Source organism: Synechococcus sp. RC10A2, assembly GCF_047502605.1.
In genome coordinates this window covers 1-11,582 of sequence record NZ_JANSHP010000051.1, presented here as the reverse complement: position 1 = coordinate 11,582, position 11,582 = coordinate 1, and the positions used below count along the sequence as shown (strand labels likewise).

The window sequence follows — 11,582 nt, the reverse complement described above, 5'->3', positions numbered from 1 at the left end:
ATCCATCCTCCTTCCGAAGTTGGTTTGCTAAGTGCTGCTATTGTACCCCTTGAGCTCTTAACAGGCTGTAATGGAGAGATGAACATCCGGCGCTTTTTTGAGGACTTCGAAGGCTTTGATGTCGCGCTCCGCTAGGCGCAACAACCGCCAAGCCTCCTCAAGATGCGGCTTCATAGAGGTCTTTTCCCTGCTTGCGCGCCCAGTACAGCACGGTGCCTGGCACACGGCTGCGCCGCTGGTATTCCGCCTCGGAATAAACGAGGATATCCAACCCTGGGCCCATATCGCCCACCGCTTCGTGCAAACGAATCATTTCGGCGTACCGATCAGACACCTCTGGTTTGATCACCATGATGTCTAGGTCGGAACCCGCGTCGGCATCGCCGCGGCCATAGGAGCCAAACAAGAGTACGCGGCTGGGCTGGGCCGCTGCCACGATACGCCGGACGATCTCTTGCAAGGTTTGATCATCGATCATATTGGCAACTCCATTACCTTCAGGCTCTCAATGCCCCGGTCATCCACGATCTTGACGGCAATGCGCTTGTGCTCGCCCGGTGCGAAGGGCAACGACACCGTACCGCTATAGGCTTTTATGAGGTCCTCGTCAATCTCGGCCTTGAGATTGCGCGCCAGCTTCGCCCAGCCTTCTTTCTCGCCCGCCATCGGGAAGAAGACCTGACGGGGGTAGAGGCAGCGCCCGTCGTAGTCGGTATCGAGCATCCACATGGCAATCTTGTCCTTGCCGCCCGATTCGATGGCCCCGGTCTTGGTGTTGTAGTAGTCGAAACCGTGTACCTCAACCACAAACCAGCCATCTTCGGCTTTGCGCAGCTCCACATCCGGCTGCCCGATGAGCCAGAAGGATTCGTTACTGGCGCGCTTCTTTTTGAGGTCGTCGGTGAGTAGGTCGGCGTTCATTTGGACTTTGAGGAACTGCATGCCGGCCAGCTCTGGCTTCATCTCGTCAATATCTTTTGCTGCTTCGGGGTCAAATTGAAAGGCGGCGAAGATCAGCAGTTTGGGCTGTGGGCTGAGCATCCGCGCCTCTTGCCAGGCATGCTCAACTTGCCGCTGCTCGAGCGGGCCATATTCCGGGCCAAAGGAGACCACCACGCGCAGGGGGTCGTAGGCAGGCGCCGACTCGCGCACGGTATTTGCCCCTTCGTCGCTGGGCCGCGTTTCCCCCACGGCATGGAGCCAACGACAGGCGGGCAGCGGTTCCAGCCGGGCAAAGCGGATGTATTGCCCGTTCTTCCCGCGGATACCCGTCTTGAGCAGCTCGTCGCGCCATTCCTCCTGACGCAGTGTTTCGCCGGAGCGGGCAATCGAGGCATCTGCCGGCTCGGGCCTGGGCTCCAAAATCTCATCCACCGATTTCACCGCTGGGGCTGGCACTGCTTCCACGGTGAACGGGCCTGTCACTCGCACCTTCTTCCTGTCCACGAAGGGCTGGTCGTAAAGCGTCTCCTGCGGCGCGTGGCGGGCAATGGCCTCATCGATGGCTGCTCGCAGGGCACGGCGGGCTTGATGGAATCGCTCGAATGGCGTCCGGCCAGCTTCCGGCCAGTCGGCGGGAAACTCAAAGGGCACCTCCCATTCCACCAGCTCGTTGACCTTAACCACCTGGCCAGCGGGCATGGTGAAGGTTTCCGTATCGGGCGCGGCAAAGTCTACAAAGTGGCCGGCCCGGCCACCTTGGGTCACCTTAAACTTCACCGCCTGGCCCTTTAGCGCCGCGTTGAGCTCAGCAAGGGCCGCTGCCACTGCCGGATGGAGCCGCGCGTAAATGCCGTCGATCTCCGGGTTATTGGCGATGGACTTGAGCGTGACATGGGGCACGGTCTTGTATTTAAAGCCGCTGCCGACGCCCTCCTGCGGGTGCGCGAGTTCATAGTAATCGAACACGGCGGTCATCAGCCGCTGACGGGCGATGGTGATCGCGACGCGCGAGGTGTCGCAGGTGATCCAGCGTCTGCCCCACTTCTCAGCCACATAGGCCGTAGTGCCGCTGCCGCAGGTGGGGTCGAAGACCAGGTCGCCCGGGTCGGTGGTCATGAGCAGGCAGCGTTGGAGGACGAGCGGGTTTGTCTGAACGACAAAAATACGAGCTTGAAAAGCAGTGGCCAAGTCGTCCCATACATTATTGAGAGACACCACTAGGAAGTCATCGTGGTATCGAACATACCAAAGTAGCTGGCCCACTCCCATAAGGCGATTGGCGGCTGCCAAAGCATCCAAACCGGCGGGGGACGTTTTCCAGTACTGATTTGTGGCACGCCGCCATGTTTGCCCTTGCCAGTGATATTCAAATGCACTGGTGTCGCCCCCGCTCTGCGAGAAAAGGGGGGATAATCTGAATCTTCTCCCATCCCAACTCTTTGATAACTCGTCTTTCATGAGCTTGCGTCTTGTTCCTGCCGTTTCCTCGAGCCAATTGTACTGCTCAGCGAGCGTTGTCTCTCTCCTCGGCAGGAATAGGGCGCGATATTTCAGCATGCCTATGTCCTTCGCATACCAAAGTATGTAGTCAGAAACGTTGTCAAGATACCTCTGGCCCATTCCGGCAGTCTTTTTCAATATTATGGCGCTTACGAGGTTGTGTTTCCCAAACACCTCATCCATCAACTCCCGCACATGGTGCACGTTCTCATCGCTAATCTGCACAAAGATGCTGCCGCTCTCGCTGAGGAGTTCCCGCGCCAGCAGCAGCCGGTCGCGCAGGTAGGTGAGGTAAGAGTGGATGCCCAGCTCCCAGGTGTCGCGGAAGGCTTTGATCTGCTCCGGCTCTGAGGTCAAATCCTCGTCCTTGCCGTCTTTGACGTCGCGCTTATTCACAAAGGGCTGGAAGTTGGAGCCGTACTTGATGCCGTAGGGCGGGTCAAAGTAGATCATCTGCACCTTGCCGGCCATGCCCTCCTTTTCCAAGAGCGAGTTCATCACCAGGAGCGAATCGCCGGCAATTAGGCGGTTCGTCCAGCCATGCTTGTGCTGGTAAAATTCGATGGCCTGGCGCAGGGGCTCCTTGCGTTCTTCCTCAAACAACCCCAGTTGTACCGGGCCAGCTTGGTCGTTTTTCTTGCGCACAGCCTCGATGATGGTGCGCGGGTCAATCCGCTCGTGGACGTGGAGCGAAACCGTGGGCACCTCGAACGAAGTGTGCTCGGCCTTGCCAGCCCAGACAAGCTGCGGATCCAGGTGCGGGTCGTAGGCGTAGGTCTTCTTCTTCTGCCCCGCGTCCCGGTCGTTCTCAGGCGTCACCAGTCCCACAGGCGGGTTGTTGAGCCGCTGTTTGTCCCGGTGCTCGTAGGATTCGATTGAGCGTTGGGTGTTGGTCTTCTTGCCTGCCATCCAGTCCTGCCTGTTGGTTTGTCGTGGGCTTAGTGGGAAGGCTAGCTTGAGAGTAACTTTTGATCCAGCCTTGAGCTGTCGCCTAAGCCCTTCTCCCCCAAGCCACCTATCCGTCCAGTGGCGCCCGCAGGGTTTGCACGCCCCGGGGCGACCAGGTTACTGCTCCAACGCGCTCGGCAATGTAGAGGGGCCGCTGCTTTTGCCGAAACCAGGTGGTCACTGCCTCGCCAACAGGGCCGGAGCTGATGCCCGCCTGCACCTGAAAGCGCTCCAGCAAGTCCAGGATCAGCGATCCCCCATCCCACCACAGCCAGTCGATCTGGGCCGGCAGCAAGGGGGATCCGGTCAGCTCCGCCTGGACAGGGGGGCCGGCGGATCCCAAGAGCAGCCAGCGGGATCCCTCGGCCTCCAAGGTCAACACCAAGGGGTTGGTGTGGACGGCCTGCAGCTTCAGCCGCTCCGAGAAGGGGATCCGGTCGGCAGGCCGCAAGACTTGATAGGGGATCCCGGCAGCTTGCACGGCGCTAAGAGAGCGCAGGTAGCTGTCCGAGGCGGCATTGACGCCGCCCCCGTCCCAGAACTGCCCGATGGAGAAAGCTGAAAGCAGGATCTCCCAGCCCCCATTGGCCGAGCCGGCAGAGGTCATGGCCACCGCCCCCTCCAGACGGCGCAGGCCCTGCTGCCGCAAAAAGGGCAACACGGTGCGCTCGGCCAGGCGGGGATCGCCGCTGTTGAGCAAGAGGTGGCGTCCTTCGGCTTGGATGGCCAGGACGGGGAGGCGGCCACTGGCCAAAGCGGTGATCTCGACCGGCGGCCCCGGCCACAGCCTTGGCCCCAAGAGGATGGCGGCCATTATCAGAGCAGTGCCCTGCCAGCGCAAAGCCCGCCGCCAGCGGGGCCAAAAGGTCAAAGCCACCAGCGCCCCGTAGAGAAGTAGACACTGGAGCAGCGAGACCCTGCCGGTGTAGTAGGAGCTCAGGGGCCAGCTGGCCATCCAGCCCACCCAGTTGATCAAAGGCGTGATCAAAAACGTCAAGGGCCGGGCCAGCAGGGATCCCAGCCCCGGCCAGAGCAAGGCCACAAAAGCCACCCCAAACCCCGCCACCAGCAGGGGCACCAAGAGAAGCAGCAGCAGCGGGTTGGCCAGCAGCGAGTAGGTGGGGATGCGGCCAAAGATGGCCACCTGCAGCGGCAGCGTCCAGATCTGGGCGGCCAGCGGAACGGCCAGAGCCGTGGCCACCGCCGGCGGCAAAAAGTCCAGCCGGGATCCAATCGGCCCTGCCCCCACCAGCAGGCCCAGGGTGGCGGCAAAGCTGAGCTGAAACCCCAGATCGGTAATCCACAGCGGCTGGTAGATCAACAGCAAAACCGCCGCCACCAGCAGCGTCCCCAGGGGGTTAAGCCTAACTTTTCCTTCCAGTCTTGGCTCCGTCAACACCAGCATGGCCGCTGCCCCCATCACCGCCGCCCGCAGCACCGAAGGGGTAAAGCCCGTCAAGGCCAGGTAAATCCCCAAGACCGCCAGGAGGATCCCCTGCTGCAGGCGTACCGCCAGCCGCCGCGTTAGGACAAACACCACCCCCACCAGCAGCGACACGTAAAACCCAGAGGCCGCTAGCGCATGGGCCAGGCCAACTTCTCGAAAGGCATCCTGCAAATCAAAATCCAACTGGGCAGCCCGGGATCCCAGCACCAAGGAAGCCAAGAGGTTCCCCTGCCGCTCCCCCAGCCCGGCAATGAACGCCTCCCGCACCCGCCGCCGCAGCACCCAACCTCCCCAGCCCCTTCCCCCCGGCTGGGGGATCACCTCGCGGGCGATGAAGCCGGCAAAAGCCCCCTGCCGCTGCAGATAGGCCTGAAAGTCAAAGCTGCCCGGGTTTAAGGCGGGACTGGGAAGGTAGAGGGATCCCGTCAGGCGCACCCGCTGGTTGGGATGGAGATCCTGGCTTGGGAGAGCCTCAGGGCTGGCAGTGACGTAGAGCTTGCCGCTTACCTGGCGGGCCGTTTGGTTGGCCTCCAGCACCTGCTCCGCCTCCAGCCAAAATTGCCGCCGCTCGCTGCGGGTGGGGCGGGGCTCCGAAAGAACGGTGCCCACCAGGCTCATCTGCCGCTGCGGGGCCAGAAGGCTGATATCCGTCGGGCCGGGAACCGGCTGCCGCCAGCCCAGGTAGGCCCAGGCCAGACACCCCACCAGCCCCATCGCCAGCCAGGTGCGGGCCAAGCGCGGTCGTCGCCGGTACAGCAGCGATCCCGCCAATCCCAAAGCCAGCGGGATCCCCCAGCCCCAGCCGCTCGCCGCCGGCCAGGCCCGCAGCAACAGGCCCAGGATCCAGCCCAGCCCCAGCAGATAGGTTCTCTCCATCCCTCTTCAGCGCTTTTGCCCCCACTGTACTCTCGCGCTCAGGCGGGATCCATGGCGTTGTCTTAACCTTGACCGGTTGCCGACCCCGCAAGACAGAGGCAAACTGCATCCGGCCTAGGGCTGGCGCTCGCCACCAGCCGCATGCTCCCGCCAGATGGGCAACGCACCCTCCAGATCCTTCCTCTTGCAAGTTTAAGAATTGGGAAAGATGGCCCACTGGCTCTTGACGGCGATATCCTAGGGTTTAAGCTACCGAGAGGCGAGGCGGATCGGCCCGCCTCTGGTCAAAGGAGTGAGCGTCTAGCTCAAGGGATCCGCCGCTCTTAAGGAAGCTTAAGCGTTTCTAAAAATGCTCAAAAGGGGCGGACAGAACGTTAGGGATCCCAGAGAATCTTGGCAGGGTCGTTAGGGTGATAGTGGGCTTTGCGAGGTGGGGAAACCGCACATGGACAGCGCTTTGCTGCAAGCAGCTCGCCAGATCTATCAATACCATTTGCAGTATCGACCGGAGGTGCTGGAGCAGCCGCCGCGGGGCGTGGTCATCCATCGCCGTACCCTGCGAGGGGATCTGATCTTTTCTGAGTTTCCCATCCTGCTGCCCCAAGAAACTTTCATTCCGCTGCAGCAGTTGGAGCCGCTCCGCTGAGGCCCTTCTGCCCAAGCCGAGCCTAGGCGCCTACGATAGCAGAGCAAGCCTCTTTTTCTCCCTGTGGACGGCTGCGATGGTGGACTTCCTTGCCAGCACCTGGGAGCTGCGCCTGTTGGTCTGGGTGCTGGTGTTGGTGCTGGGGGCCTGTGTGGGCAGCTTTCTCAATGTGGTGGTCTATCGCCTGCCGCAAGGTCTTTCTCTGCTCCATCCCGGCTCCCATTGTCCCCACTGCAAGACGCCCCTGGGCCCGATGGAGAACATCCCCATTCTGGGCTGGTTCCTGCTGCGGGGCCGCTGCCGCCACTGCGGGGCGCAGATTAGCTGGCGCTACCCTGCCGTTGAAGCCTTGACCATGGGGCTGTTCGGCCTCAGCATCGCCATCTTGGGATTTTCTCCCCGCGGGCTCCTCACCTGTGTCTTGTTGGGCTGGCTGCTGGCGCTGGCCCTGGTTGACCTGGATACGTTTTGGCTGCCGGAGTCGCTCACCCGCTCCGGCCTGCTGGCGGGGCTGCTGGCCCGCCTGGCGCTGCCCTGGCTGGAAGGGTCGGGATCCCTGGCCGCCATGGGCTGGTCACTGGTGGCCGGGATCGCGGGCGCCGTGCTGGGCATCTGGCTGTTGGAAGGCATTGGCTTTGTCGCCCGTTGGGTTTTGCGGCGGGAGGCCATGGGCGGAGGAGATGGTAAGCTGCTGGCCCTGATCGGCATGTGGCTGGGCTGGCAAGGGGTGTTGGTGGCCCTCATCTTGGGCTCTGGGCTTGGTTTGCTGGGCAGCCTGCTGGCCATGGCCGGGGGAAGGGCCCGCCTGGGCAAACCCATCCCCTTCGGCCCCTACTTGGCTCTAGGCGGCGCCGTGGCCGCCTTGGCGGGATCCCCCCTGATCGAGGCCTACCTACGCTGGTCGGGGTTGCTGGGGTAGAACTCCCTCACCCCTCTTCCAGTGGCAACGGCAACGATCGGCAGGGATCCCTTTTGGCCTCTACTCCACCCCCTCGATCCGGTCTTCCACTTCTTGGTACAGCTCCTGCAGGCGCTCGATGTTGGCCTGGGAAGTCTGCCAGTAGCCACGCCCGTGCACCTCCAGCAGGGTGCCGACGATGCGCCGGAAGGAGTGGGGGTTGAGGTTCATCAGGCGCTGCCGCATCGCCTCGTCCTTGATGAAGGTCTCGTTGGTTTCCTCGTAGATCCAGTTGTCCACCGCTCCCGCCGTGGCCGACCAGCCGGAGGTATTCACCAGCCGCTTGGCGATCTCCCGCACCCCTTCGTAGCCGTGCTTGAGCATGCCCTCGTACCACTTGGGGTTGAGCAGCTTGGTGCGAGCATCGAGGCGGATCGTCTCGCTCAGGGTGCGGATCTGGGCGCTGGGCGTGGTGGTATCCGCCATGTAGGCCGAGGGGGCCTTGCCGTCCGGGCGCAGGCTCTGCACCAGCTTGGTGGGATCCGCATCGAAGTAGTGGCTGACATCCGTCAGGCTGATCTCCGACGAATCCAGATTCTGGAAGGTCACGTCCACCGTCTTCAGGCTGGCCTCAAACAGCTGCCGCATCTGCTGGTTGGGCAGATTGGATCCGAAGGCAAAGGACTTACGCGAGAGGTACATCTCCCGCAGCTCGCTCTCGTCCTCCCAGGAGCTGTTTTCCACCGCCAGGTTGATGTTGGCCGAGTAGGAGCCAGAAGCGTTGGAAAAGACCCGCGTTGCCGCCTGCTCCAGCGTCAGCCCCAGCTCCTTGGCCTGCTGCAGAGCGTGCTTGCGCACATAGTTCAGCTCCAGCGGCTCATCGGCCAGGGCCGCCAGCTTTACCGCCCGGTCGAGGAGGGCCATTTGGTTGACAAAGAGATCCCGGAACACGCCGGAGCAGTTGACCACCACGTCAATGCGGGGCCGCCCCAGCTCCTCCAAGGGGATCAGCTCCACCTTGTTCACCCGCCCCAGGGCATCCGGCTGGGGACGCACCCCCAGCAAACACAGCACCTGCGCCAGCGACTCGCCGTAGGTCTTGATGTTGTCCGTGCCCCAGAGCACCACCGAGATGGTTTCCGGGTACCTGCCGCCGTTGGCGCTCAGCTCGCGGGCCAGCAGCCGCTCCACCACCATCTCCGCCGACTTAATGGCCGCTGCCGTGGGGATAGACTGGGGATCCAAGGCGTGGATGTTGCGCCCCGTCGGCAACACAGCGGGGTTGCGGATGGGATCCCCGCCCGGCCCCGGCAGGATGTACTCCCCTTCCAAAGCGCGAAGCAGGGATCCCAGCTCATAATCGGCCGTGATTTGCTTGAGGCACTCTTCCAAAAACTCAAACAAAGGCTTGAGCAGCTCCGCCTCCACCTGCGGATAGCCCGCCTCCTTGAGGGCCACCAGCCAGGGCGCCTGCCGCCCCATGTTGAAGAAATTGAGCTTGGCCACCCGCGAGACCCGCCCCTGGGCGTCGGTTTGCTCCTGCACCAGGGCCGCCACCGCCTTGTGGCAGGCCTTGTTGATGCGATCCAGCAGCTCCGTATCCGCCAGGTGCCCTTGATCCCGGTTGCGGTAGAGCTCGTCGATGTCTCGGCCCAGGCTCTGGGCGAGGATGCGCGGCAGGCCGAGGATCCCTTCTTCCGGGCGGTCGATGCTGGCGATGCTCACCAGGGTAGCGATGGCCTCCTCCGCCGTGGGGGGCGCCCCGATCACATGCAGGCCACAGGGCAACAGCCGCGACTCGATCTCCATCAGCTTGGCGTAGAGCTTGCCCACCACCGTGTCCCGCTCTTCCAGGGTGAGCTGGGCCGCATCCACCTGGGGCAGCTCCACATCCTTGTCCAGGTTGACCAGGCGCGCCTTGTCGCAGATGGCATTGACAATCTGAATGCCGCGTCCTCCTTCCCGCAGGCTTTGGTAAGAGCCGATCAACTCCCGCAGCTCCTGCAGGCCCTTGTAGAGGCCGGCGTTTTCTGCCGGCGGCGTCAGGTAGCTGATGGTGCAAGCATAGCCGCGCCGCTTGGCGATGGTGGCCTCGCTGGGGTTGTTGGCGGCGTAGTAGTACAAGTTGGGCAGGGATCCGATCAAATTGTCCGGGTAGCACTCGCCCGACATGCCGATCTGCTTGCCCGGCATGAACTCCAAAGAGCCATGGGTGCCAAAGTGGATGACCACGTCGGCCTTCCAAACCTTTTCCAGGTAGGTGTAGTAGGCGGCAAAGCCGTGGTGGGGGCTGGCCGATCTCGAAAAGAGCAGCCGCATGGGATCCCCTTCGTAGCCAAAGGTGGGCTGCACCCCGATGAACAGGTTGCCAAAGTGTTTGCCGTAAATCAGCAGATTTTGCCCATCGGTATTCAGGTGCCCCGGCGCCGGCCCCCAGTATTTCTCAATGGCTTTGACATAGGGCGTCAGGGCCTCATATTCCCGCACCGACAGCTTGGCCGCCACGTTCAGCTCCGGGCTGGCGTACTGGGCCTGGGGATCGTGCAGGATGGACTCCATCAGCTCCTGCGGCGTTTTGGGCAGCTCTGGCCCCAGGTCATAGCCGTTGTGGGCCAGCGCCTGCATCACCCGGTGGATGGAGGCAAACACATCCAGGTAGGCCGCTGTCCCCACATTGCCCTTGTCCGGCGGAAAGCTGAAAACGGTGATGGCGATCTTCTTCTCCAGCTTGGGCTTGCGCCGCAGATTGGCCCACTTGATGGCCCGCGCCGCAATCAACTCAATCCGATCCTGCAGGGCATGGGCCTTGCCGGTGACGGCGTCCCGCCCTGAGAGGATGATGGGATCGATGGCCCCATCCAGTTCGGGAATGGCAATTTGCAGCGCCACCTGCACCGGGTGCAGCCCCAGGTCGCTATTGGCCCATTCCTCTGTCGATTGAAACACCAAGGGCAGTGCCACCATGTAGGGACGATTGAGCCGTTGCAGCGCCTCCACGGCTTTGGGGTGATCCTGCCGCGCCGGCCCGCCCACCAGGGCAAACCCGGTTAGCGACACCACCACATCCACAATTGGCGCCGTCTTCTGCTCGTTCCAGAAAAACTCGTTCACCGGCTTGGAAAAGTCCAAGCCGCCGGCAAACACCGGCACCACCCGCGCCCCGCGCGACTCCAGCTCCTGCACCATGGCCACGTAGTGGGCATCGTCCCCCGTCACCAGGTGGGTGCGCTGCAGCACCAGACCCACGCAGGGGGCCAAGGGATCCTTCACCTCCTCTGGCAGATCCTCGCGGGCGTTGTACCAATCCCAATACTCCGCCAGGCTGGCAAACATCTGCGGCGCCAGCGGGTGCCAAATGCCCATTTCCAGATAGGTGACCGGCTCGGCAAACTTGACCTGATCCCGCATCCCCGGCAGGTAGCGATCCGCCAGCATCAGCAAAAAGTTCTCCAGGTTCTCGCGGGATCCGCCCAGCCAGTACTGGAAGCTAAGCATGAAGTTGCGGGCATCCTGGGCCTTGTCAAAGGGCAGGTACTTCAGCACCTTGGGCAGCGTCTGCAACAGCTTCAGCATCCCCTCCTGGAAGTTGGATCCCTGCTGGCGCTTGCGCATGAACTGGGCAATGGCGCTCTTGGACTGGCCCAGTTGCGCCATAGAAAAGGATCCCAGCTTATTCAGGCGCATCACCTCCGGCATGGAGGGGAACACCACCACCGCATCCAACCGCTCCCGCAGGGGTTCTACCGCCTGCACCACCTTCTGGGCGATGTCCTCAATAAAGATCAGGGAGCCAATAAAAACATTGGCCGTCTCCAGATCCCGCCGGAAAGCCTCATACCCCGAGGGATCCCGCAGCTCCTCCACCAAGTAGCCAGACAGCTCCACCGCCAGCTTGGGGTTGCGGGCGTTGATGCACTGCACCGCTGCTGTCAGAGCACTCTGATACTGCGGCTCCAACACCACGTACACCACCTTCATCAGTCGGCGCCCCCCTAGCTCGTCAGGGGCCACGTGGCGGGTGATGGGCTTAACCAGAGTAAACATGCGGTCGCTCTCCCTTGTGCAATGCAAAAAAGCAAGTGGGCCGGGAATGGGCATTCTTCCCTAGCACCTGTTTCCCGTTCTACCAGAGAACCGGATCCCTGCCGGGGGCATAACGCCAGTCTCGTAACAATTCGCAATAATTGCAAAGGGGGCTCTTCTCTTGAGGAGATCTCAAGGATCCAGACCTGGAAGGGCCCAGAGCGGCTCTCCTACACAAAAGGATAGTTTGGTAGCCCCGCACTTGAGTGCGGGGCGGAAAAGCCCGCTAGCCACTTTAGTCG

6 protein-coding genes are annotated in these 11,582 nt (G+C 62.3%); 2 read left to right on the top strand and 4 right to left on the bottom strand.

All coding sequences use genetic code 11. The features are described 5' to 3' along the window. Positions 1-157: 157 nt before the first annotated feature. The 3 genes from NW848_RS06630 to NW848_RS06620 form a co-directional block, all read right to left on the bottom strand. A complete protein-coding gene (locus NW848_RS06630; protein WP_011430170.1) occupies positions 158-478 on the bottom strand; it encodes a nucleotidyltransferase domain-containing protein in 321 nt (106 codons plus the stop codon). Beyond that, the gene (locus NW848_RS06625; protein ID WP_414508403.1) at positions 475-3,351 is read right to left on the bottom strand and encodes a site-specific DNA-methyltransferase; all 2,877 of its coding nucleotides are present in this window, start codon (positions 3,349-3,351) and stop codon (positions 475-477) included. Before NW848_RS06625 ends, NW848_RS06630 begins: the two co-directional genes overlap by 4 nt. A 106-nt stretch (positions 3,352-3,457) precedes the next feature. Then, positions 3,458-5,713, bottom strand: coding sequence for a ComEC/Rec2 family competence protein (locus tag NW848_RS06620; RefSeq protein WP_414508402.1), 2,256 nt, complete (start codon positions 5,711-5,713; stop codon positions 3,458-3,460). Between the two features lie 445 nt (positions 5,714-6,158). Here NW848_RS06620 and NW848_RS06615 point away from each other — a divergent pair, with 445 nt between their 5' ends. Both NW848_RS06615 and NW848_RS06610 read left to right on the top strand, forming a co-directional pair. Then, positions 6,159-6,359: a hypothetical protein gene (locus tag NW848_RS06615; RefSeq protein WP_041438278.1), complete on the top strand. Its 201-nt coding sequence runs from the start codon at positions 6,159-6,161 to the stop codon at positions 6,357-6,359. Positions 6,360-6,435: 76 nt separating this feature from the next. Beyond that, complete coding sequence (locus NW848_RS06610; protein ID WP_011430174.1) at positions 6,436-7,278, top strand: prepilin peptidase; 843 nt, start codon at positions 6,436-6,438, stop codon at positions 7,276-7,278. 60 nt (positions 7,279-7,338) lie between these two features. On the opposite strand, the gene NW848_RS06605 is transcribed toward NW848_RS06610, so the two are convergent. Continuing rightward, positions 7,339-11,301, bottom strand: coding sequence for a magnesium chelatase subunit H (locus tag NW848_RS06605; RefSeq protein WP_414508401.1), 3,963 nt, complete (start codon positions 11,299-11,301; stop codon positions 7,339-7,341). Positions 11,302-11,582: the final 281 nt, after the last annotated feature.

Coding starts and splice junctions, on each gene's coding strand:
- NW848_RS06630 (WP_011430170.1), bottom strand. CDS start 478: ATGATCGATGATCAAACCTTGCAAGAGATCGTCCGGCGTATCGTGGCA.
- NW848_RS06610 (WP_011430174.1), top strand. CDS start 6,436: ATGGTGGACTTCCTTGCCAGCACCTGGGAGCTGCGCCTGTTGGTCTGG.
- NW848_RS06605 (WP_414508401.1), bottom strand. CDS start 11,301: ATGTTTACTCTGGTTAAGCCCATCACCCGCCACGTGGCCCCTGACGAG.
- NW848_RS06615 (WP_041438278.1), top strand. CDS start 6,159: ATGGACAGCGCTTTGCTGCAAGCAGCTCGCCAGATCTATCAATACCAT.
- NW848_RS06625 (WP_414508403.1), bottom strand. CDS start 3,351: ATGGCAGGCAAGAAGACCAACACCCAACGCTCAATCGAATCCTACGAG.
- NW848_RS06620 (WP_414508402.1), bottom strand. CDS start 5,713: ATGGAGAGAACCTATCTGCTGGGGCTGGGCTGGATCCTGGGCCTGTTG.